This window comes from Heyndrickxia acidicola (assembly GCF_001636425.1).
In the GTDB taxonomy this organism is placed as follows: Bacteria; Bacillota; Bacilli; order Bacillales; family Bacillaceae_C; genus Bacillus_AE; species Bacillus_AE acidicola.
The window spans coordinates 542,355-565,995 of record NZ_KV440953.1; the positions used below are offsets into that span (position 1 = coordinate 542,355).

Sequence of the window (23,641 nt, forward strand, 5' to 3'; positions counted from 1 at the left end):
GGTGAAGAAGTTGAGCGGTGTTAAAGAAAAAGTGGCTGTATTGGGAGCAGGAAGCTGGGGAACTGCTTTGGCCATGGTACTGGCGGACAATGGTCATGAAGTACGTCTTTGGGGACACAAAAAAGAGCTTATTGATGAAATAAATAAAACGCATATGAATCATAAATATCTTCCCAATATTAGCTTGCCGGAAGGTATAAAAGGCTTTGATTCTTTACAGGATGCTTTAAAGGACCTTGATTTGATTATTCTGGCTGTTCCTACAAAAGCAATTAGGGAAGTACTAAAGAACATCATTGAATTTCAGAAAGAGCCTTTAACGATTGTCCATGTAAGTAAAGGGATAGAGCCTGATTCATTGTTAAGAATTACTGAAATGATTGCGCATGAGGTGCCAAAGAAGCTGCAAAAGGATATCGTTGTCCTTTCTGGTCCAAGTCATGCCGAAGAGGTAAGTCTTCGCCACCCTACTACAGTGACGGTTACTTCGTCAAATATGGAGGCAGCTAATCGTATCCAGGATCTGTTTATGAACCAAAACTTCCGTGTTTATACAAACGCGGACGTTATTGGTGTCGAAATCGGCGGTGCATTGAAGAATATTATTGCTCTTGCTGCAGGTATTTCAGATGGACTAGGCTACGGGGACAATGCAAAAGCTGCTCTTATTACACGTGGTCTGGCTGAAATCGCCAGGCTTGGAGTGAAAATGGGAGCAAATCCATTAACCTTTTCAGGGCTTACCGGCATTGGTGACCTAATTGTCACTTGTACAAGTGTCCATTCCCGGAACTGGAGAGCAGGAAATATGCTTGGAAAGGGTAAAACGCTTCAAGAAGTCCTGGAAAGTATGGGAATGGTTGTTGAGGGAGTACGTACAACAAAGGCAGCTTATCAGCTTGCCAAGGAGTACAATGTCAGTATGCCAATAACAGAAGCCTTATACAATGTATTGTTCAATGGAGATAAACCCAAGGAAGCAGTTGACCGCTTGATGGGGAGATTGAAAACGAATGAAATGGAGGATCTGACAGATATTCTAGAGGATCAGTTCAGAGAATAAGTGGACTAGCAGTCTAACAGAGAAAGAAACACTATAAGATTTAGGCCATTTCAAGATGCCATTATGGAGCAGGAAGCATACTATGCTATGAAGTAAAAAGCTTTAAGCTAATGGTATGGGTAATTGTCTCTAGTGTTGAACTGAAGTTAAGGGAACCCCTTGCTTCAGTTTTTTTATGCAAACAGTGTGGACCAGCTAAACTAACATTTTTATTCCTTTAGTGCATTAAAGGAATAAAAATGAATTTGGTTGAATCGTGCTCCAGGGTGCTTCAAATATTTTTGGAATAATGAAAAATTTCATCGATTTCTTATTTTTAGAGTCTGCTATTATGATATAATATTTTCCGTAGTTTACTTTTATTACATAATTCTTGGCTAATGGAACAATAGAATGAAAGCGGAAAGGGGTAGTAAAAGATGTCTCTGGCTATGCTTAAAATGTGGATTTCGATTTTAGCGATGGGCTTGATGGCAGTTGCAATGGTTACTATATACCTGAGCAGATATAGGATAAAAATTCAATTTTTAAAAATTCTAACCGCTTTCATTGCGTATATTTGCCTTTTTGTCGGCGCCTTAATTATGATCTTTGTCGTAATCAGCGGACCGTCTGCCTGATTGAAAGACTAAAAGAGAGAGGATGATCCGAAGATTGAAAAGATTAGGATTCCTTATATTATGTTTATTGCCGGCATTATTGCTTGGCGGCTGTTTATACCCTCAGGATCAAAAGGCAGAAAGCGAGATACCAAATGACCAGCAGCTAGAAATAGTCCAGACAGCCATTAATGAATACCAGAAAAAGAATGATGGAATTCTCCCAATAAAAACGGAAAATCAGGATACACCTATATATCAAAAATATCCAATCGATTTTACTAAATTAACCCCCATTTATCTAAGCGAGCCACCCGGAGATGCTTATGAAAATGGAGGGGACTATCAATATGTATTAATAAACGCGGAAAAGAAGCCACTGGTCAAAATTTTTAATCTTGAAATTGCGGAAAAGATTCGGGAGCTGCATATACGGATTGATATACAAGGCTATCCCCCTTTTAAAGCCGAAATTGCTAGAGATGTATATACGCTGGATTATAAAAAGCTTGGCTATAAACAAGAGCCTTATGTCATATCCCCCTATACCGGTCATACTCTTCCATTCGTTATTACTGGAACCGGCGACATCTATGTTGATTATCAAAGTGACTTATACCAGGCACTAAAACAAAAGGGACAACGAAAATTTAAAAAGGGAATGGATATTAGGTCGATACTAACGGATCACTCTCCGTTCGTTCCAGCTTATTCACTTCCTTACACTGTAAATGAAAAAAATGAGCCTATATTTATGGCAAAATAGTCATAACCCTTCCTTTTATCAATATATTCTAAAGGAAGGGTTTTTCGATGGAACTCTTCGCATATTATGTTGATTTCAGCCCCGAATAGAAGTATCATTGCTTACTTGAATGTTTGCTTGGCTGATGAAAGAATACCCTGTGTTTTATTAGCAGGTTAATGAAAAAGAAAAATTTTATTTTTGAGTCATATCATAATAGGACAACATCATACACATATATTGTCCATTATCATTTTAAGGATGTTATGTCCCGGGAACTTAATGTGGGGAGGGAATTTCTTGGAAAAGTTTGATATTTTTAATGATATCGCAGAGAGAACTGGCGGTGATATCTATTTAGGGGTAGTAGGGGCGGTAAGGACTGGGAAATCAACGTTTATTAAAAAATTCATGGAATTAGTTGTTCTGCCAAATATTTCAAACGAAGCAGAACGAAGCAGGGCACAGGATGAGCTGCCGCAAAGTGCAGCCGGAAAAACCATCATGACGACAGAGCCTAAATTCGTGCCTAATCAAGCTGTTTCAGTTCAAGTAGAAACTGGACTTGATGTCAACATTCGGCTTGTAGATTGTGTCGGTTATACAGTGCCTGGGGCAAAGGGGTTGGAGGATGAAAATGGGCCCCGCATGATTCATACACCATGGTATGAAGAGCCAATCTCCTTCCAGGAAGCAGCTGAGATTGGCACAAGAAAAGTTATTCAGGAGCATTCTGTTATCGGCATCGTCATTACAACTGATGGAACGATTGGAGAAATACCTAGACCGAATTACGTAGAAGCTGAGGAAAGAGTTATTTCAGAATTAAAAGAAGTGGGTAAGCCGTTTATTATGGTTGTGAACTCGGCAAAGCCACACCATCCAGAAACAGAAAATTTACGCTCTTCACTTGCGGAAAAATATGATATTCCAGTTGTGGCCATGTCGGTTGAGAGTATGCGTGAAGCAGATGTTTTAAATGTTTTAAGAGAGGCCCTGTTCGAATTTCCGGTCCTCGAAGTAAATGTAAACCTGCCAAGCTGGGTTATGGTACTTAAAGAAAACCACTGGCTGCGTGAGAATTATCAATCGGCAGTAAAAGAAACAGTGAAAGATATAAAACGTTTGAGGGATGTAGACAGGGTTGTTCAATACTTTAATGAGTATGAATTTATTGAAAGCGCAGGATTAGCAGGAATTGAAATGGGGCAGGGAATTGCAGAGATTGACTTGTATGCGCCGGATGAGTTATATGATCAGGTCTTAAAAGAAATTGTAGGTGTTGAAATCCGCGGGAAAGACCACTTACTGGAGCTTATGCAGGATTTTGCCCATGCAAAAACGGAATACGATCAAATCTCTGAAGCGTTAAAAATGGTGAAGCAAACCGGTTATGGCATAGCTTCTCCTTCGCTTGAGGATATGAGCCTCGATGAACCTGAAATCATTCGGCAGGGATCCCGATTCGGTGTACGCTTAAAAGCGGTTGCTCCATCCATTCACATGATTAAAGTAGACGTCGAATCGGAATTTGCACCAATCATTGGAACGGAGAAACAAAGTGAAGAACTGGTCCGTTATCTCATGCAGGACTTTGAAGATGATCCCCTCTCCATTTGGAATTCAGATATTTTTGGACGCAATTTAAGTTCGATAGTACGGGAAGGAATACAAGCGAAGCTATCTTTAATGCCAGAAAATGCGAGATATAAGTTAAAAGAAACACTTGAAAGGATTATCAACGAGGGATCTGGCGGATTAATTGCCATTATTCTGTAGAAATTCAACAAAGAGCTGCCAATTAAATCTGGCAGCTCTTTGTTTATGGATAATAAGCATAAAACTTTTTATTAGGCTTTTTATGGGACTTTGTTGTTTTTTAGTTCCTTTCTTTACTGTAACCTTTCAGCTGAGCTGAAAGGTTACAGTAAAGAAAGTTTCACACGAATGAGCCAAAAAAACAGTTTTCGGATATATAGTCTCCTCCCTTCGATTAGACAACATCTAGTTTCTTTTTTATCGTGGAAGGCTGCGGGATCTATCATTTCATGGAAGTTAATTCTGAAGTGGAAATTGGTTCGAAATAGGACAAAAAAGCGGAGAAACCTTTGGAATAGGGCATTTTAACTGAAAAGTTTCCCATATTTTCGCGAATTATTCTTGCTAACCAATTTTTAATGTGATAATCTTTTATCAGAATTATTGTTGGAGACAGTTACGACAAGGTTCTAGCGGTTTTTTTATTAATAAGATGTATATAAACCGTAAAATTGTTTACAAATGTAATAAGCGAAAAAAAACAATTTGTTTTTTTAATTTTTTGGGAGGAGGTGAACGGCATGAACAAAACTGAACTTATTAATGCTGTTGCTGAAGCGGCTGAAATATCTAAGAAGGATGCTACAAAAGCAGTTGATGCTATTTTCGATACAATCCAGAATGCGTTAGCAAATGGAGATAAAGTCCAACTAATTGGTTTTGGTAACTTTGAAGTACGCGAGCGTGCTGCCCGTAAAGGACGCAACCCGCAAACTGGTGAAGAGATTGAAATCGCTGCTAGCAAAGTGCCTGCATTCAAACCAGGCAAGGCGCTTAAAGATGCTGTAAAATAATTACATATATTAGCTTTGAGCGAATGAATGGGACTGCTTAACAAGCAGTCCTTTTTCTATTTTCAATTCTTTTTTAGGAATGTTTTAAATCTCAATATTACTAAATACGAGGGTGTTTGAGAGGAGGGCGGGAGGGAGACTCCTGATCAATAAATAGATTAAGGGAGATCCGGAAGTCTTAAAAATGATGATGAGGTTTCAAAACTGCCCCTCCAAGAAACGAGCGCTTAGAGTAAGAAAAAAAAGGCAAGATTAACAGAGTCTATCTTAAAGAATGCAGGTTTGAGTTTTGCTGATAGAAAAGGTCTATGCTAATATTATAAAGATTACCATGCCTAATTTTTGTCCTGCAGGGAAAACATCATGCAAAGAGCCGCGTCAATATAGAACATATATGACTGCCGTATAATCTGATCAAAATCTTTTAATGTACGAATAGATTATTGCAGGAATAACGAGTTATACATAACGATTACTGAAATGAAAAGAAGGCAGTTTTCGCATGAATGGTTGCTAAACATGATCTTGCAAGCAAATCAAAATACTGAAGCTATTATTATAAACAATTTTTTATTTCAAACAGCAACTATGTTTCCGAAAATGAGCCTTACAACATGATGATGAGCAGAAGGATTTTTTTAAAAAGTCGTTAATAAGTCCATAGAAGGGAAGAGAATTAATGAAAAATCAAGCTAATTCAAGTGACTATATTGTCATTAAAGCTATAGATGATGGTGTAAGTGTTATTGGGCTGACAAGGGGTTCAGATACTAGATTTCACCATACTGAAAAGCTGGACAGCGGCGAGGTCATGATTGCCCAGTTTACAGAGCATACCTCTGCGATTAAAGTCAGAGGAAATGCTAAAATTTTCACAAGTATTGCTGAAATTGAAAGTGAATCTGCAAAGAAATAGTGCAATATTCTTGAATGAGCGCAGGCAATTGTGAAAAAATAGACGATATCACACTTGCTATTTTGATTTATGGTATACTATATATTGTTTACAAAATGATAGTTCGTTTGAAACGTGATAATTTGAGGATGAAATGGGGATTAAGGGACATGACCTTGCAAGAACGGATACAACAAGTTACTTCAATAAAAGAAATGGTGCAGAATAAAATCTCTCACTATTACTTAAAACAATTTATTGAGGTCCCTCACATAGACGAAGATCGAATTTTGCTAATGATCAACAGTTTAGCGGGACAAGATCTTTCGTGTCAAAACTTTGAGAAATTTGTGACAACTGCTATGCTTGTGCAAATTGCCCTTGATACCCACGATAAAATTTCTAATCTCCAGGAACCGCTGAAACAAAGACAATTAACCATATTAGCGGGGGATTATTTTAGCGGATTATATTATAAAATTTTAGCTGACATTGAACATGTGCCATTAATTCGCGTATTAGCTGAAGGCATTAAAACGGTTAATGAATATAAAATCTTAGTGTATCAAAATGAAAATTCCCATATTGATGAATTTTTAGTTCACCTGAAAAAGGCAGAGTCGACGATTGTTTCGAAATTTAGCCAGTTTTTTGATTCACAGTCAATTGCAGCCCTGGCTGAAGAAGTATTATTGCTAAATAGGCTGCTGAAAGAAAAAGAAAATGCCGTTAAAGGCGAGGCTTCTGTTTTATTTGAAGCCTTAATGAGGACTTTTTTGCCTTCAAAGCAGCATGCTCCTTTTCAGGAGCTTCCAAATGAGAAGAAAGCTATATTATTTCACGAATGTGAAAAATACATAGAACAATCAATAGGTTTTATCAGCAGTATGATGATGAAGATTCCAAAGCTGAATCAGCTGCTGCAGCAACGCCTTGATGCTATAATGAGCCGCTATCCAGCGCCATCGAATTTATATGCGGAAGAAGGGTAAGTAAGCGATGCAATCAAAAGAAGAAAGAGTACATAAAGTTTTTGAAAATATATATGGCAGCTATGATAAGATGAACTCTATTATCAGTTTTCAACAGCATAAAAAATGGCGGAACGATGTTATGAAGAAAATGGCTGTTGAAAAAGGAAAAAAAGCGCTCGATTTGTGCTGCGGTACAGGAGACTGGACAATCTCCCTTGCAGATGCAGTCGGAAAAGAAGGACAAGTGTACGGTCTTGATTTCAGTAAAAATATGCTTGAAATTGCTAAAGAGAAAGCTGGTAAATTACACTTGGATCAGGTAACACTCCTGCACGGGAACGCCATGGAGCTTCCGTTTGACGACAATACTTTTGATTATGTCACGATTGGTTTTGGCCTAAGGAATGTTCCAGATTATATGCAGGTTCTGAAAGAGATGCTAAGAGTGTTAAAGCCTGGAGGTATGGCTGCGTGCTTAGAAACCTCACAGCCTACTATGATTGGTTATCGCCAGCTTTATTATCTTTATTTTCAATTTATCATGCCGTTAATCGGAAAGGTTTTTGCGAAAAGCTATAAGGAATATTCCTGGCTGCAGGAGTCTGCCAGAGATTTTCCTGGTTTTGAGGAACTTGCTAATATGTTTGTAAAGGCCGGGTTTATGGAAGTGAAATACAAGCCATACAGTGGAGGCGCGGCAGCTGCACATATAGGCTTTAAAGAGAAACAGTAAGCTGGGTGGATACAATATGAAATTACAAATGATGTATTCGTACTTAAAGGCGGATATTGCACTAATAGAAAAAGAGCTGGAAACGGCGATTAAATCAAATTCCCTGCTTTTGCAGGAAGCATCCACCAGCTTATTGCATGCTGGTGGGAAGCGTCTTCGTCCTGTATTTGTTCTATTGGGTGCAAAATATGGCGACTACGATATTGAGGCGGTAAAAAACGTTGCTGTGGCTCTGGAATTAATTCACATGGCGTCGCTTGTCCATGATGATGTGATTGATGATGCCGAGCTCCGTAGGGGAAAGCCTACTGTTAAGGCTAAATGGGATAATCGAATAGCGATGTATACTGGTGACTATATTCTTGCCTGTTCACTTGAGTACATGACGAACATTGAAAACGCGGAAGCCCATCGCATTTTGGCTAACACCATTGTAGAGGTATGTCTGGGTGAAATTGAACAAATAAAGGATAAGTATCGTTTTGACCAGAACTTAAGAGATTACCTTAGAAGAATAAAAAGAAAGACTGCATTGTTAATAGCTGCAAGCTGTGAATTAGGAGCTGTTGCGGCAGGAGCAGAGGAGCAAATTCATCGCAAACTGTTTCGATTTGGCTATTACGTAGGAATGTCATATCAAATTATTGATGATATTTTGGATTTTACTTCAACCGAAAAGGAATTAGGAAAACCATCAGGTGATGACTTGCGTCAGGGGAATATCACACTGCCTGTTTTGTTTGCCATGAGGGATAGCAGCATTATTTCCGAAATCCAAAAGGTAAATGAGCAGACCTCAAGGGAAGAAATGAAGCGTATTATTACCAGAATTAAAGAAACGGGTGCCATTGAAGAATCCTATGCCATTAGCAAGAGATATCTGGATAAAGCCATTTCTATCCTTCATGAACTTCCATCCAACAGAGTTAAAAAGTCCTTGCTTGATATCGCCCACTATATTGGAAAAAGAAAGTTTTAGGGTGAAAATTATGCCAAAAAGTATTTTAAAAAGAAAAAAAACTTTTTGGCATCCTATAATAAAGGCGTAGCAAGCGCTTGCAGTTTTTGTTGCCAAATGAGTATAATAATGTTACTATTTTTCGTGGGTCATATAATCATGATCCATATACATAATAGGGGTGGTAACAGTGGAAAAAACGTTCTTAATGGTAAAGCCCGATGGCGTACAAAGACAATTAATCGGAGATATCGTATCCCGCTTTGAGAAAAAAGGTTTTCAGCTTGTAGGAGCAAAATTAATGCAAATATCAACTGAATTAGCTGAAAAGCACTATGGAGAGCATAAAGAGCGTCCATTCTTTGGTGAACTGGTTAGCTTTATTACTTCCGGCCCGGTATTTGCTATGGTTTGGCAAGGTGAAAATGTAATCGCTACTGCACGCCAAATGATGGGCGCTACAAATCCTAAGGATTCTGCTCCAGGAACGATTCGTGGAGAGTATGCGGCAACTGTTAGCAAAAACATTATTCATGGCTCTGACTCACCTGAAAGTGCAGAAAGAGAAATCGGTTTATTTTTCTCACAGGAAGAATTAATCGAATATACAAGACTGATTAACGAGTGGATCTATTAAAAAACAAAAAGAACTGGCTTTGTGCCAGTTCTTTTTGTTTTTTAAAAGTATGGCTGTACTGAAAGGAGTGTGAAACGGCTATTTCAGACGAATGAGTTAAAAACAACGATGTCCATTAACAAAGCCAAAAGTATAAAGTTCTTTATTAAAAAAGTTATTAAGCCAATGTAGTCTCTGTTTAGCTCTTAGCGCCTTTCGGCTAGCGCATTTCTCGTTCTCCTTCCTGAGATACCTAAACATTTTTTTCTTTTATCAACCGAAGACTTTACCTTTTCTCAGTTTGGCTAGTAATTTTTTTCTCCTTTGATTTATTTTCTACCATTGGAACAAACTGTCCTGTATACTTGAAATATTCAAATTATAAATGATTGAGGTAGAAATAATGGATCAAGATTATCAGCAATTTAGTGTCCAAGTCTTGAAGAAAACGGGAATTGATTTATCCCTATATAAGGAAGGACAAATGAAAAGAAGGCTGGCAACTCTCTATGAAAAAAGAGGATTTGATTCTTTTCAAGAGTATTTTAAAGAAATGAATAGCAGTACGCTGCTTTTAAATGAATTTTTAGATAGAATCACAATTAATGTGACGGAATTTTTTCGGAATGCCCAGCGCTGGAGTGTATTGGAAAACAAAATACTGCCCCGGCTAATAGCTGAAAATAAACCATTGAAAATATGGAGCGCAGCATCTTCCACGGGGGAAGAACCTTATACACTCGCAATGATTTTATCCAACTATCTTCCGGGTTCCCAATTTTCCATTTTGGCCACGGATATTGACAACTTGGCCATCCAGCGAGCGAGGGAAGGTGTTTATCAAGAACGTTCTTTATCGGAGGTCCCCGTAGGAATGAAAAAAAAATATTTTCAACAGGATGGTTCCTTGTACCGAATTTCTCCAGAAATTAAAAGACTTGTAACTTTCAAACAGCATAACTTGCTTGCGGAGCCATTTGATTATCCTTTCGATTTAATTATTTGCCGAAATGTACTGATTTATTTTACAGAAGAAGCAAAGACGCTATTGTATCGTAAATTTAGCGAGTCTCTTCGTCCTGGCGGCTCTTTGTTTGTAGGAAGTACCGAACAGATTTTCACACCAAGGGAATACAATTTAGAGATAGAAGATACCTTTTTTTATAAAAGGCTTTGTTAATCCTGTGATTTCTGCTGCAGGCACTCACTTCTGTGGGCGGGCTCCCCTAACAGACTTAGCTATAAAGGAGTCTCGCGTATCAGCGCCAATCAACATAGGTTAAAATCAACATTGTTCTTTAATAGAGACCACCATGGTAATCAAATTCGCACCATAGCGAATGAAAATGTTCCTTTCTCCCATAACGAGAAGGTTAGATGCTTCGACCTCGCAGAAATGATCATTTTAGAATAGCCTTATAAAAAATCTAATAAGAATATTTTTTTGAGAAGGATGAAAAGCTGCAAATAGTAGCTTTCAATTAGCAGAACTTAAAAAGTACGTTATTCTTATTTCATTATTAGGCTGCAAGTTGATCATGTCCCCTGGTAATTGGAACGGATATGTGAGATTCATGATAATAAAAGGGCTGCCCAGCACGAGCACAGCAGAAAGGATCCTTCACATCCTCTTGCGAAAAACTCGCACCTCAGCTAAATTAACAGCCAGGATTAACAGGTCCTTTTTTAGAAGGCTATTATATGTTGATTTTTTATGTAAAAAAGCTGCTATTATGATATAGTGATACATACATACTTTAAAGTGATAAAGGAGTGGGGAGTTTGTGAGATATTTAACAGCAGGTGAGTCACATGGTCCGCAGTTAACAGCCATTATTGAAGGGCTGCCAAGCGGATTGACTCTGACAGAAGAGAATATTAATGCTGATCTGGCACGTCGTCAAAAAGGCTATGGACGCGGAAGAAGAATGCAAATTGAAAAGGATCGCGTTCAAATTACAGGCGGAGTCCGGCATGGCTATACACTTGGTTCACCCGTTGCCCTTATAGTTGAAAATAAAGATTGGACCCATTGGACAAATATCATGGGGATTGAGCCCCTTGAGGAAGAGCAATCGGAAATTAAACGTAAAGTGACCAGACCACGTCCTGGACATGCCGATTTAATTGGAGGTATAAAATATGGGCATCGTGATTTAAGAAATGTCCTGGAGAGATCATCAGCAAGGGAAACAACGGTTAGAGTGGCAGCTGGCGCCGTTGCAAAAACATTGTTAAAGGAACTGGGCATAGAAGTTGCTTCACACGTTTTAGAGATTGGAGGAGTTAGAGCAAATACTCCAAACTATTCTACACTTAAGGAATTAAAGGAAAGGACAGAACAATCTCCTGTGAGATGTTTTGATGAAACAGCAGAAAAAGCAATGATGGAAGCCATTGACCAGGCAAAGGAAAATGGGGACTCCATAGGTGGAATTGTGGAAGTTATAGTAGAAGGTATGCCTCCAGGCGTAGGGAGCTATGTCCACTATGATCGGAAACTCGATGCGAAAATTGCTGCTGCCATTATGAGTATTAATGCATTTAAAGGTGTAGAATTCGGTCTTGGATTTGAAATGGCCCGAATCCCAGGAAGCCGTGTTCATGATGAGATTGTATGGTCGGAGGAAGAAGGCTATTCTAGGAAAACCAACCGTCTTGGCGGATTTGAAGGCGGGATGACAACAGGAATGCCCATTATTGTCCGTGGTGTAATGAAACCTATTCCGACCCTTTATAAACCGCTTCAAAGTGTTGATATCGACACGAAAGAACCATTTACTGCAAGCATAGAACGCTCCGACAGCTGTGCAGTTCCTGCGGCAAGCGTAGTGGCGGAAGCTGCAGTAGCATGGGAACTGGCAGCTGCTCTTGTTGATCAATTTAACGGAGATCGATTAGGTACTTTAGTTCAAGCTGTCAAAGAACAAAAAGAGTACGGAAGGTTATTCTAATGCAAATAATAGATATTAAGGTACCGGGAAAAAAATATCCAGCTTTTGTGGGAGAAAATGCTCTGCAGGAATTGAGAGCAATATTATCGGAAAGAACATATTCCAAAATAATGATTGTTACAGATGAAACGGTAGGCAAATTACATTTACAAACATTACTCAATAGCTTGCCGGAAAGTACTTCTCCAGTCGTTTATTCAGCACCAAGCGGTGAGAAAGCCAAGACATTTTCTGTTTATGAAAAGTGCTTATCATTTGCAATAGAAGCTGGACTGGACCGTAAAGCCTGTATTCTTGCGCTTGGAGGCGGTGCGGTAGGAGATCTTTCCGGGTTTGTAGCCGCCACGTTTATGAGAGGGATTCACTATATCCAAATTCCAACCACTATTCTTGCACACGATAGTGCCGTGGGTGGAAAAGTCGCTATAAATCATCCTCTGGGAAAAAATCTGGTGGGGGTGTTTCACCATCCTGAAGCAGTTATTTACTATACTCCTTTTTTGTCCACTTTGCCTCCCCGCCAGATACGAAGCGGATTTGCTGAAGTGGTAAAAGAAGCCTTGATTGCGGATCCTCTGTTTTTAAAACAGCTAATGAAAGAAGCAGTTGATTTAACCTCTATGCCTAATTTACCTTTTTACTTAAAAAAAGGAATGGAAGTAAAAGCAGCAGTGGTTCAGGAGGATGAAAAAGAAATGGGGATCCGTGCCTTTTTGAACTTTGGGCACACACTTGGCCATGCTCTTGAGGCAAATGCAGGCTATGGTGTTTTGACGCATGGAGAAGCTGTCATGACAGGGATGATCTTTGCACTTAGTATAAGCCGGAAGCAATTAGGGTTACAATTTCCTTTGGATGAATTTATTCAATGGATTGAAAAGCTTGGTTATGAATGGAGAATTCCTAAGGAAGCGGGCTTTGAAGAACTCCTTCAATGGATGAAGCGGGACAAAAAAGCGATTGCCCAGAAGCCAATGTTTGTTTTATTGAAGGAAATTGGCAAACCAGTAATGGAAGAGGCAGATGAAAAGCTTTTAAGAGAATGCTTTTATCAATTGATGTAGAAAACAAATAGAGAAAAATATCTTTACAAAAGGCAAAAGGCTCTGTTAATCATTCTTGTTGATATAGCTGCAGGCACTCGCTTTCAGCGCGAGATAGTCGAGCACCTCGTCGCAAGCTCCTGCGGGGTTTCCTCTTACATGCTTTTCTAAGCAGGAGTCTCTCGTGCCTTCCGCTGCAATCCTACGCTGAATTCAAATGAATATTGGGTAATATTCTGATATGCATAGCGCTGTTGGTCCTGACTGTTAATTTCAGCTTAATCGATCTTGGTTTAATATCAACCTAGATTTTTAACAGAGCCTTACAAAAAATAGTCATAATTGAATGGGAGTGGAATGGAGATGAAATGGAAGAGCCAAGTGATTGGATTGCCCGCATATCAGCCGGGTAAATCTACAGAAGAAGTGAAAAAAATGTTTGGTCTTGAATCCATTGTTAAAATGGCTTCAAATGAAAATCCTTTTGGGCATTCAAAATATGTCACTGAAATTCTTGAAAAACCACAAAAATCTTATACGATCTATCCGGATGGTTATGCGACAGAGTTAAGAAAGGCAACAGCTTCCGCCCTAGGCGTTTCAGAAGATCAATTGATTTTTACGAATGGAACAGATGAATTAATTCAAATAATATCAAGGGCTCTGTTAGAACCAGGAAAGAATACAGTTATGGCTACTCCAACCTTTTCACAATACCGACACAATGCAATATTGGATGGGGCAGAAGTGAGGGAAGTCCCGCTGGTCAATGGTGAACATGATCTTATGGCAATGCTCGACCAGGTTGATGAGCAAACAACGGTCGTTTGGATATGCAATCCGAATAATCCAACTGGAACGTATACACCTGAAAAGAAATTACGAAATTTCCTCGAACAAATAAGCAAAGATATACTGGTTGTTTTGGATGAAGCTTATTTTGAATATGTCGTGGCAGAGGATTTCTATGGATCCATTGACTTGGTGAAAGACTATAACAATGTCATTGTTACGAGAACATTTTCTAAGATATACGGACTTGCGAGCTTCCGGGTAGGATACGGTATTGCATCTCCCGACATTATTAATGCATTAGAGCCTGCAAGGCCTCCGTTTAATACAAATGTACTTGGACAAATAGCAGCAGCTGCCGCCATTCAGGATCAAGCTTTTGTAGAAGAGTGCCGTACTAAAACGAGAGAAGCCCTAGAGAAATTTTATGCTTTTTGTGAGGAAAAGGGCCTCAATTACTATCCTTCTCAAACGAACTTCATTTTAATTGATTTTGAACGGGATGGGGATGAAGTCTTTCAGTACCTTTTAACAAAAGGTTTTATTGTCCGCTCTGGTAAAGCTTTGGGAGCACCGACAAGCGTGCGGATTACGGTGGGTACTGAACAGCAAAATGACGATTTAATTGCTGCAATGACGGAATTTATAGAGAAACAGTGAGTACAGGGGGAGTATTGATGCAAGGAAATGTTTTTATTGTTGGTCTTGGATTAATAGGCGGATCGTTAGCTCTGACAATTAAAAGGCAGCATCCAAAAGCCACCATTATCGGATATGATGTAAAAAAAAATGAAATGGAGCTGGCAAAAATACTGGGAGTGATCGATGAGTGCTCGGAAAACTTTCAGTCTGATGCGGAAAGAGCTGACTTGGTGATATTGGCAGCGCCGATAATAGAAACAGAAAAATGGATCGAAAGACTTGCCCTTATGAATTTAAAGAAGGATGTCTTAATCACTGATACAGGAAGCACTAAAAAAAGTGTAGTGGATCAGGCAGCTCTTTTAGTGGAAAAAGACATTTGTTTTATTGGCGGACACCCGATGGCTGGTTCCCATAAAAGCGGGGTGGCTGCTGCAAAAGAAAGGTTATTTGAAAATGCTTTTTATATTCTTACCCCTCTTCACAGTGAGCAATCAGTTGAAGTTGACAAATTGAAGAAATGGCTAAGCGGTACACACGCTAAGTTTATTACGCTTTCTGCAAAAGAACACGATGGCATAACCGGAATTATCAGCCATTTCCCTCATCTTATTGCTGCTTCTTTAGTTGGCCAGGCAAAAGAGAATCAAGACAAATTTCCTTTGCTTCAAAGAATGGCTGCAGGCGGTTTTCGCGATATTACAAGAATTGCATCTTCGAGCCCAGTGATGTGGTCTGATATCAGCCTGAGGAATAAAGAAGTCCTATTAGAATTAATGGACAAATGGATGGAGGAAATGGAAAAAATAACAGCGCTTCTTCATTCAGAGGACTATAATGGTCTGCATACCTTTTTTTCTCTGGCCAAAGAGTACCGAGATCAGTTGCCATCGAGTGAGCCTGGCGCTATTCGCTCCTTTTATGATTTATTTATTGATGTTCCGGATTATCCGGGTGTCATTTCGGAAATAACGGGGCATTTTGCAGACGAAAAAATCAGCATTACGAATATTAGAATCCTTGAAACCAGGGAAGATATCTACGGAGTTCTCAGGGTAAGCTTTCAAACGGAAGAAGACCGTGAGCGGGCCTTTCATTGCCTAAAGCAAAAAACCACTTACGAACTTTACAGAGATTGAAAAAATGCAAATGGTTTGATAATGGAGGTAAATCAATGAACACCATTCAGCTTGATGCAAAGCAGCCATCCATTAGAGGGAGGCTTCGAGTACCTGGCGATAAATCCATCTCTCATCGGGCTATTATGTTCGGAGCCATTGGAAATGGAAAAACGGTTATTCGGAATTTCCTTAAGGGTGCAGATTGTTTGAGCACAATTTCTTGTTTCAAAAAGCTTGGAGTTGAAATTGAAGAAAAGAAGGAAGAAATTATTGTAAACGGGAAGGGATGGGACGGTTTAAAAGAGCCAGCTTCCATCCTAGATGTAGGGAACTCTGGAACAACAACAAGATTGCTGCTGGGGGTTCTCGCAGGAAGGCCGTTTCATTCTATCCTTATTGGTGACAGTTCAATTGCCAAGAGGCCTATGAGCAGGGTAGCAGATCCTTTAAGGAACATGGGGGCAATTATTGATGGCAGAGAAAATGGACAATATACCCCTTTATCAATTCGGGGAGGGAAGCTGCAAGCGATAGATTTCACTATGAAAGTAGCGAGTGCACAGGTAAAATCAGCGTTGTTATTTGCGGGTTTGCAAACCGATGGCATAACGACCATAATGGAGCCTGTACCAACACGTGATCATACAGAGAGAATGATACGCCAATTTGAGGGTGAAGTAGATAGAAATGAAAGTGCAATTCTACTAAGAGGCAGGCAAAATCTCTCAAATGCGTCCGTCGATGTCCCTGGCGATATCTCATCAGCTGCTTTTTTTATGGTTGCCGCAGCGATTACACCGAATAGTGAGGTAACTATTGAAAGTGTTGGCTTAAATCCTACCAGGACAGGTATCATTGAAGTTCTTGAAAGGATGGGCGCTTACATACAGGTTGAACCTGATAATACAGGAGAAAGCGAGCAAAAGGGATCGATTGTAGTTAAATCCTCCGATCTTAAGGGGATTGAAATATCGGGCTCGCTTATTCCAAGGCTGATTGACGAACTCCCCATTATCGCCTTGCTTGCTACCCAAGCATCAGGAACCACCATTATTAAAGATGCTGCAGAGTTAAAGGTAAAAGAAACAAACCGAATTGACGCAGTGGTAAATGAGCTTACCTCTTTGGGAGCTGATATTGAAGCAACGGAGGATGGCATGATCATTCACGGTAAATCTACCATTCTTGGCGGAAAGGTTAAAAGCTACGGTGACCATCGAATGGGAATGATGTTAGTTATTGCTTCGCTGATCAGCAGTGATACCATTTATTTGGAAGGACCGGAAGCCATTAAGGTGTCCTATCCGGAATTTTTTCAAGATCTGGAGACATTAACTAAGTAACAGCTCAATTCCTTTGGCATTTTTCCAGCCTTCCCCTCATAGCTTGTTAAAAAAGTAAACAGGCTTTAGGAGGGGTAAGGTTTGTATATTATTGAAGAAGCAGATATTATAGTAGAAGAACATTTGAAAAAATCTTCTATATTTATCAAGGAAAATATGATTTACGGAATGAGGCCTCATTATAGAAGGGACAAACATATGAGAATGGATGTTTCTTCTTTTATAATCGGCCCCACGCTTGTTATGCTTGATATGAACACACCAGGCGGTACATTTCAACAGTTCAAGCAGCACTTTGCAGAAAATTTTATGCTTAAAGGATGCTCAACAGTAGTATCTGTAGTAGAAATGAATAGTGAGACACAATTCGAAGAAGCATTAGCCCAAAAAAGACAATCCTTATTAAATTGCCCCATAGATTATGTTCTCGGTGTAAAAATTCCTCTAAAAAGAATTTCGACAACTTTCATCCGTAAATGTAAAAAGTTTAAAATACCTTGTATTTTTTTGCGACTTGAAGATGGGGCCGACCTTCATCTGATACCCTGGGGATGGATAAAGGAATCTATGTTTCCTTATAATCCAGTTCTTGTCCCTTTTGTCTCTAAAGTGAACGAGATCCATAAGCAAAGAATTATCAAAGAGTGGAAAAAAGTGATGGATGCCGAAAAGCTTCCTTCGTGTTTTGACGAAATTCCTGACAGTTCGCCAATACCCCTACATAATTTGAAGAAATTTGGGCTGTATCCAAAAAGAGGAGATTTGCATATAGGAGGAGAAATTAATTATAACTTATATCTAAAAGACGAACATTCAGGGGGGTTAGGAGAAATGCAGCCTGACGAATTAAGCCTTGCAGTGATGGTTCATAAAGGACAGGTAGCAGCAGCAGGAAAACAGACGTTTTTCAGGCCTGGATATGGGGAAGAAATTGTCATTCATAAGCCAGCATTATTTATCTAGTATAGGGAAGGGAACATCTTATGGAACAGCTAGAACGTGTGATAGAGCATTTAGAGAGCGGTAACTTAACCGAGGCAGAAAAAGAATACAAAAAAATCAAAACATATGGTTCTGATGAAGAGAAATATATGTTAGCAGAAGAGCTCGTCAGGCTCGGGTTTATGCCGGAAGCAAGAGAACTTTACGAACTATTGCTTGAAAGCTATCCTGATGAAGGTGAAATTCTCATTGCTCTTGCAGAAATATATATTGATATGGATAAGGAAGAGGAGTCTATTCTTTTACTTGACTCTATTGCGGAGACGGATCCTGAATATCCCCGTGCGCTTCTTCTTTTAGCAGATCTTTATCAAATGCAGGGACTATTTGAAGTAAGCGAAAAAAAACTGTTGGAAGCAAAGGAACTAATGCCCGAAGAGCCTGTCATTGATTTTGCTCTTGGAGAACTATATGCATCTATAGCCCGTTACTATGAAGCGGCAAAATGCTACGAGGCAGTGAAACAAGCCAAAGAAGAGGAAATTCAAGGAGTAAATATTAATAGCCGCCTGGCAGAGGTATATAGTGCCGCAGGATCTTTTGAAGAAGCGCTTGCTTATTACGAACAAGCTATAGAGGACCAGGTGGAAATAAATACTTTATTCGGCTATGCATTAACAGCTTACCAGGCAGGCTTCTATGCAAAGGCCATTCAATTGTTTAACCAGTTAAAGGAGCTCGACCCGGACTATCATTCCTTGTACTTGTATTTGGGAAAAGCATATGAACAAGAGGAAAACCTTGATCATGCGCTTTCTGCTGTTAAGGAAGGAATTAAACTGGACGACTTTAATAAGGAGTTGTACCAATTTGGTGGAAAACTTGCCTTAAAGGCAGGGGATGAGGAACAGGCAGAAGAATATTTCAGGACAGCTTTAACATTAGATCCAGGCTATTTGGATGCAGCATTAGCCTTGAATAAGCTATTATTGCATCAGGAAAGATATGAAGACGTTCAGGAAATTATACAACTAATGGAGCAAGAAGGGGATCTGGATCCCGAACTTCATTGGGATTGCGCAGTCGCAAATCAGAAATCAGAAAATTATTCAAATGCATTAAAACATTATGAGTTAGCATATAATGATTTAAAGAACAACCAAGAGTTTATGTCGGATTATGGATACTTCCTGATTGAGGAAGGGGATAGAAAAAAAGCAGCTCAGATCTTTGGCAAACTGCTTCAAGAACAACCTGCAAATGAAGAATGGTCTCTTATTCTGGAGCGTCTTAACGATTAGGGAATCCAAATACTTCCCTGTAATAACCAAACAAGTCATAATAGTATTTTAATGGATGAAGGAAGAAAGCCTTTTTTTATTAATGGTTGATCATTTATCAAAAAAGGAAGGCATGCAAGTCTTTCAAAATGTGGGCTGAGGAGGGATTTACATTGGCTGCCACCCCTGTTTCTGTCAACGAGAAAAAGGAATTTATTCGCTGGTTTTTAAATCACTATCAGTTAAAAAGAAGAGAATCTGTGTGGATTTTAAACTATCTTATGAGCCATGACCAATTAATGGGGAAAGTTCACTTCGTTGAAGAAGCTCATTATTGTCCAAGAGGGCTGATCATGTCGACACATTGTGTGGAAAATGTACCGTTCCGTTTTTATAAAGAAAACATAATGACAACCGATGCAGAAAAATCGTTTCATGATATTCGATTGAATCGGGAAGAGGATATATATATTCAATTAAACTTTAAGTCATCAAATTTATCGTATCAATATGCGGCTGTACTTGAGGAAAATCCATTTATGCCGGAAGATTTATATATGAATGATAAAGACAGGCTGACCGTTGAAAAATTTCTAAAACACAGCATAGATACCTTTCAGCGAGAAAAGCTTTTAAAAGCAATTGATGATGCCTTGGACAGACAGGATCAAAAAACATTTCAACTGCTGACTGACCAACTAAATAGTCTGAATTAAGAACACCTCTTTAAGGTGTTTTTTCTTTCAAAATGCGGCACCTATTTGTTAGTGCCGACATAGACAAACGTATTTTTTCGTATAGGTTGCTTCTTTATTTACAATGGATTTATCCGGATGCGTTCTTCGCGGTATCATTTCGTAAGCAAATCATAAATATTCATATAAGACCTGCTGTATGAATCATTCTTTATGGCGGGTACGAAAAGAGCCTAAGTAAACAGACAACAAGGAGGACTGCAGTTCATTGTTAAAGTCTGTTACCAATTTAGTTGTTTTTACATCCATATTGGATTGGCGAGAAAATTACCAGGCAGGGCAAACACAGTTATGCATATCGTAGTAATACCCTATGTTGATTTGAAATCAACAAGAAAGATTATCAGAGCCAAAGGGAAGTTTAAAATAGTTTATTAGATAAAGTACAGCGGCTAGCGGATATCTGGTCTCCTCGCTGCGATAAGTCAACATCTAGTTCCCTTATCTCGAGTTGAAGACTGCAAAATCCTTACGCCGATGAGCAAGGCGCTTGCAGTTCTCTAAAAAAAGGTTGCTATATAAAAGTCGCAGTCAGGAGTTTTAAGGAAATTACAAGAGTTCACTCATAACCCGTTATTTGGTAGGATGGCTGTGCTTTCGTTAACATGATAAGATAAAATAAAAAGTATGAAGGTGTGACAAAATGCGTTGGACTGCAAAAGATGCTGATGTTTTTTTAAAACAAAAGAAGTATATCGATACGATTATCGTCCCCCTGGTGCCGGTTTCGGTTGGAACAAACATCAAACTCTTGGCATCCCAGGGAGAGTTTATTCAGTTGTTAACAAACATGCTCGAAACACAGTTCAGAGGCAGAATGTTTTTGCTCCCGCCCTATACATATTTAGCACAGCAGGATGAGCAAAGGAAACAATTGAATTTGCTTGACTGGGAAAAAGAAATATTGGAGAGTGATGCTGCACATTTGTTTTATCTAACTTCTGATCATTATTGGAAAACATGTGAACATATGTATAAAGGAGATGTATTTTGGCTTCCGTCCATTCCATTGGAGCATATGGAAGAGAATTACAAGTTTTCGATAATGGAAGACCAGGTGAAGCAGCTAATAAATATTATTGCGAAAAAATGGCAGAGAGGTGTTTAGGATTTTCATAGTAAAAACACAGTAAAGTACAGGAAAAGGAAGATATTGACCTAATTGGAAGATTGATATATTATTGAAATGTCCTAGTCTGTTTTTTGTGAATATTTTGTCCATTTAAGGTGGGTAACTGCCATAGGGGGGAATGGAATGAGCAAAGATCCTGTAACAAGAAGACAATTTCTTAGCTATACGCTGACGGGTGTTGGTGGATTTATGGCTGCCGGAATTCTTATGCCGATGCTGCGGTTTGCGGTTGATCCTGCTTTAAAGGTCGAGGCATCCGGCCAATTTCATGCGACACAGCAAGAAGCTTCAAAATTAACGAATGATCCAGTGCGCGTAAACTTTACCTATGAAGAGGCCGATGGCTGGTACAAATCCAATGTGACACAAACTGCATGGGTTTACAAAGATGACAAAGGGGAGATTGTAGCACTTTCACCAACATGCAAGCACTTAGGATGTACAGTCGGCTGGAATGACAACAAGAGTTTCCCTAATCAGTTTTATTGTCCTTGTCACGGAGGCCGTTATCAGAAAAATGGAAAAAATATTCCGGGCACACCGCCTCCTAAACCTTTGGATGCCTATCCAACCAAGATTAAAGACGGTTTCGTGTATTTAGGCAAGCCGATTCCAAATCCATACGTAAAGTAAAGGGGGCGTAAGTATGCTTAATAAACTATATGATTGGGTTGATGAGCGTTTGGATATTACGCCTTTGTGGCGGGATATTGCTGATCATGAAGTACCGGAACATGTAAACCCTGCACATCATTTTTCAGCTTTTGTTTACTGTTTTGGAGGATTGACGTTTTTCATTACAGTCATCCAAATTTTATCGGGTATGTTTTTGACTATGTACTATGTGCCTGATATTAAAAATGCCTGGGAGTCGGTATATTATCTCCAAAATGAAGTTGCGTTTGGCCAAATCGTCCGCGGCATGCACCATTGGGGGGCAAGTTTAGTCATTGTAATGTTATTTTTACATACATTGCGTGTTTTCTTCCAGGGCGCCTATAAAAAACCACGTGAATTAAACTGGATTGTTGGAGTTCTCATTTTCTTTGTTATGCTTGGTCTTGGCTTGACAGGCTACTTGCTGCCATGGGATATGAAAGCGCTATTTGCTACAAAAGTAAGTCTTCAGATTGCTGATTCTGTTCCATTAATTGGACCTTATGTAAAAACATTGTTGGCTGGAAGCCCTGATATTGTAGGGGCACAGACATTAGCGAGATTTTTTGCTATCCATGTATTTTTCCTTCCGGCTGTATTGCTCGCCTTAATGGCAGCTCACTTCTTAATGATTCGTAAACAGGGGATTTCCGGTCCGCTATAATGTTTTAGCTGAGGAAATGATGACGAATTTAACCAAAAGGAGGGGACGACATGCATCGTGGCAAGGGAATGAAATTTGTTGGGGACTCACGTGTTCCAGCCAATCGAAAGCCAAATATTCCAAAAGATTACTCGGAATATCCCGGCAAAACAGAAGCGTTCTGGCCAAACTTTCTGCTAAAAGAATGGATGGTGGGTGCGGTCTTTCTAGTAGGTTTTCTTTGCTTAACTATTGCACATCCATCACCGTTGGAAAGGATCGCGGATCCGACTGATACAGGGTATATCCCAATGCCGGACTGGTACTTTCTGTTCTTATATGAAATGTTAAAGTATTCATATGCCTCTGGACCTTATAATTTAATCGGCCTTGTTATTCCGGGTATCGCTTTCGTAGGCTTGCTTCTGGCTCCTTTTATTGATCGCGGTCCGGAACGCCGCCCGTTAAAAAGGCCGCTCGCAACGGGCTTTATGCTGTTGGCTGTAAGTGCAGTATTTTATTTAACATGGGAGGCGGCAGCGCACCATGACTGGAAGAAAGCAGCAGAGCAAGGAGCAATCAGGCCCCAGGTTACGATCGACAAAAATTCGGATGGCTATAAAATTTTCTCGAAGCAAACCTGTATAACTTGTCATGGAGATAATCTTCAGGGAGGTGCAGTTGCTCCAGCCCTCACAAATGTACCATTTAATGCGGCAAAAATTGAGGATATTGCTCAGCATGGATATCAAAAAATGCCTCCTAACCAATTTAAAGGGTCCAAGGCCGATCTTAAAAAGCTGGCAGACTTTATTGCAGGTTTAAAAAGTAATAAATAATAAAAGCTTTTATTATTTTCTATTTCCGCTATTTTTGCCATGCATGATAGCCCTGTTAGGTATATACCTGCTTCAATATATGTAAATAAAGACGTTCTCAATAAAGCTGGCCATGGTGCCAGTTTTTTTTCGCTTTGGGGCTTTCTAGGATTCAGTGTGAAGTTTTACCCCCCTAATGATTTGAGGGGAAGGGCAAAGACATCTGAGGGAAAAACGTCTCGAGGAAGCTGCATTAAGAAGGAAAACAGCATGGAAAACCCCCACCGTTCCCTTCCGTAAAGAGAACAACTGTAGTGGAAAACA

Annotated in this window: 23 protein-coding genes; all 23 read left to right on the forward strand. The window is 39.4% G+C overall.

Annotated features, from left to right (window positions below; translation table 11 throughout):
* Nucleotides 1-10: 10 nt before the first annotated feature.
* The 23 genes from A5N88_RS02530 (at nucleotide 11) to A5N88_RS02640 (ending at nucleotide 23,338) form a co-directional block, all read left to right on the forward strand.
* Nucleotides 11-1,063 (forward strand): NAD(P)H-dependent glycerol-3-phosphate dehydrogenase, encoded by a 1,053-nt coding sequence (locus tag A5N88_RS02530; RefSeq protein WP_157090581.1) that lies wholly within the window; start codon nucleotides 11-13, stop codon nucleotides 1,061-1,063.
* A gap of 419 nt (nucleotides 1,064-1,482) precedes the next feature.
* On the forward strand, nucleotides 1,483-1,683 hold the full coding sequence (locus A5N88_RS02535; RefSeq protein ID WP_066262653.1) for a DUF2768 domain-containing protein: 201 nt from the start codon (nucleotides 1,483-1,485) through the stop codon (nucleotides 1,681-1,683).
* Nucleotides 1,684-1,717: 34 nt separating this feature from the next.
* Nucleotides 1,718-2,428, forward strand: coding sequence for a YphF family lipoprotein (locus tag A5N88_RS02540; protein WP_066262655.1), 711 nt, complete (start codon nucleotides 1,718-1,720; stop codon nucleotides 2,426-2,428).
* Between the two features lie 279 nt (nucleotides 2,429-2,707).
* A complete protein-coding gene (gene spoIVA / locus A5N88_RS02545) occupies nucleotides 2,708-4,186 on the forward strand; it encodes a stage IV sporulation protein A (RefSeq protein ID WP_066262657.1) in 1,479 nt (492 codons plus the stop codon).
* Between the two features lie 560 nt (nucleotides 4,187-4,746).
* Complete coding sequence (locus tag A5N88_RS02550) at nucleotides 4,747-5,019, forward strand: HU family DNA-binding protein (RefSeq protein WP_066262658.1); 273 nt, start codon at nucleotides 4,747-4,749, stop codon at nucleotides 5,017-5,019.
* Between the two features lie 679 nt (nucleotides 5,020-5,698).
* Entirely contained in the window at nucleotides 5,699-5,935 is a 237-nt protein-coding gene (gene mtrB / locus A5N88_RS02555) for a trp RNA-binding attenuation protein MtrB (protein ID WP_066262659.1), read from the forward strand.
* Between the two features lie 149 nt (nucleotides 5,936-6,084).
* The gene (locus tag A5N88_RS02560; protein WP_066262661.1) at nucleotides 6,085-6,906 is read left to right on the forward strand and encodes a heptaprenyl diphosphate synthase component 1; all 822 of its coding nucleotides are present in this window, start codon (nucleotides 6,085-6,087) and stop codon (nucleotides 6,904-6,906) included.
* A 7-nt stretch (nucleotides 6,907-6,913) separates the two neighbouring features.
* Complete coding sequence (locus A5N88_RS02565) at nucleotides 6,914-7,621, forward strand: demethylmenaquinone methyltransferase (protein WP_066262664.1); 708 nt, start codon at nucleotides 6,914-6,916, stop codon at nucleotides 7,619-7,621.
* Nucleotides 7,622-7,637: 16 nt separating this feature from the next.
* Nucleotides 7,638-8,600, forward strand: a complete 963-nt coding sequence (hepT, locus tag A5N88_RS02570; protein ID WP_066262666.1) for a heptaprenyl diphosphate synthase component II — start codon at nucleotides 7,638-7,640, stop codon at nucleotides 8,598-8,600.
* A gap of 169 nt (nucleotides 8,601-8,769) precedes the next feature.
* Nucleotides 8,770-9,216 (forward strand): nucleoside-diphosphate kinase, encoded by a 447-nt coding sequence (gene ndk / locus A5N88_RS02575; RefSeq protein ID WP_066262668.1) that lies wholly within the window; start codon nucleotides 8,770-8,772, stop codon nucleotides 9,214-9,216.
* Between the two features lie 382 nt (nucleotides 9,217-9,598).
* On the forward strand, nucleotides 9,599-10,375 hold the full coding sequence (locus tag A5N88_RS02580) for a CheR family methyltransferase (protein WP_066262673.1): 777 nt from the start codon (nucleotides 9,599-9,601) through the stop codon (nucleotides 10,373-10,375).
* Nucleotides 10,376-10,979: 604 nt separating this feature from the next.
* The gene (gene aroC / locus A5N88_RS02585; protein WP_066262675.1) at nucleotides 10,980-12,149 is read left to right on the forward strand and encodes a chorismate synthase; all 1,170 of its coding nucleotides are present in this window, start codon (nucleotides 10,980-10,982) and stop codon (nucleotides 12,147-12,149) included.
* Entirely contained in the window at nucleotides 12,149-13,213 is a 1,065-nt protein-coding gene (gene aroB / locus A5N88_RS02590) for a 3-dehydroquinate synthase (RefSeq protein WP_066262677.1), read from the forward strand. Before aroC ends, aroB begins: the two co-directional genes overlap by 1 nt.
* A gap of 342 nt (nucleotides 13,214-13,555) precedes the next feature.
* On the forward strand, nucleotides 13,556-14,644 hold the full coding sequence (hisC, locus tag A5N88_RS02595) for a histidinol-phosphate transaminase (protein WP_066262681.1): 1,089 nt from the start codon (nucleotides 13,556-13,558) through the stop codon (nucleotides 14,642-14,644).
* Nucleotides 14,645-14,661: 17 nt separating this feature from the next.
* Nucleotides 14,662-15,765, forward strand: a complete 1,104-nt coding sequence (locus A5N88_RS02600) for a prephenate dehydrogenase (protein ID WP_066262684.1) — start codon at nucleotides 14,662-14,664, stop codon at nucleotides 15,763-15,765.
* 35 nt (nucleotides 15,766-15,800) lie between these two features.
* The gene (gene aroA, locus A5N88_RS02605) at nucleotides 15,801-17,090 is read left to right on the forward strand and encodes a 3-phosphoshikimate 1-carboxyvinyltransferase (RefSeq protein ID WP_066262687.1); all 1,290 of its coding nucleotides are present in this window, start codon (nucleotides 15,801-15,803) and stop codon (nucleotides 17,088-17,090) included.
* Nucleotides 17,091-17,171: 81 nt separating this feature from the next.
* Nucleotides 17,172-18,053 carry a hypothetical protein gene (locus A5N88_RS02610; RefSeq protein ID WP_066262695.1) on the forward strand — a complete coding sequence of 294 codons (882 nt, stop codon included), beginning with the start codon at nucleotides 17,172-17,174 and terminating at the stop codon, nucleotides 18,051-18,053.
* A 20-nt stretch (nucleotides 18,054-18,073) separates the two neighbouring features.
* Complete coding sequence (locus A5N88_RS02615) at nucleotides 18,074-19,333, forward strand: tetratricopeptide repeat protein (RefSeq protein ID WP_066262697.1); 1,260 nt, start codon at nucleotides 18,074-18,076, stop codon at nucleotides 19,331-19,333.
* Nucleotides 19,334-19,485: 152 nt separating this feature from the next.
* On the forward strand, nucleotides 19,486-20,028 hold the full coding sequence (locus tag A5N88_RS02620; RefSeq protein WP_232317506.1) for a ReoY family proteolytic degradation factor: 543 nt from the start codon (nucleotides 19,486-19,488) through the stop codon (nucleotides 20,026-20,028).
* 682 nt (nucleotides 20,029-20,710) lie between these two features.
* Nucleotides 20,711-21,175, forward strand: a complete 465-nt coding sequence (locus A5N88_RS02625) for a YpiF family protein (protein ID WP_066262702.1) — start codon at nucleotides 20,711-20,713, stop codon at nucleotides 21,173-21,175.
* A gap of 147 nt (nucleotides 21,176-21,322) precedes the next feature.
* The gene (locus A5N88_RS02630; RefSeq protein ID WP_066262705.1) at nucleotides 21,323-21,832 is read left to right on the forward strand and encodes a Rieske (2Fe-2S) protein; all 510 of its coding nucleotides are present in this window, start codon (nucleotides 21,323-21,325) and stop codon (nucleotides 21,830-21,832) included.
* A gap of 13 nt (nucleotides 21,833-21,845) precedes the next feature.
* On the forward strand, nucleotides 21,846-22,520 hold the full coding sequence (gene qcrB / locus A5N88_RS02635) for a menaquinol-cytochrome c reductase cytochrome b subunit (RefSeq protein ID WP_066262707.1): 675 nt from the start codon (nucleotides 21,846-21,848) through the stop codon (nucleotides 22,518-22,520).
* Nucleotides 22,521-22,570: 50 nt separating this feature from the next.
* Entirely contained in the window at nucleotides 22,571-23,338 is a 768-nt protein-coding gene (locus tag A5N88_RS02640) for a menaquinol-cytochrome c reductase cytochrome b/c subunit (protein WP_066262709.1), read from the forward strand.
* Nucleotides 23,339-23,641 lie beyond the last annotated feature (303 nt).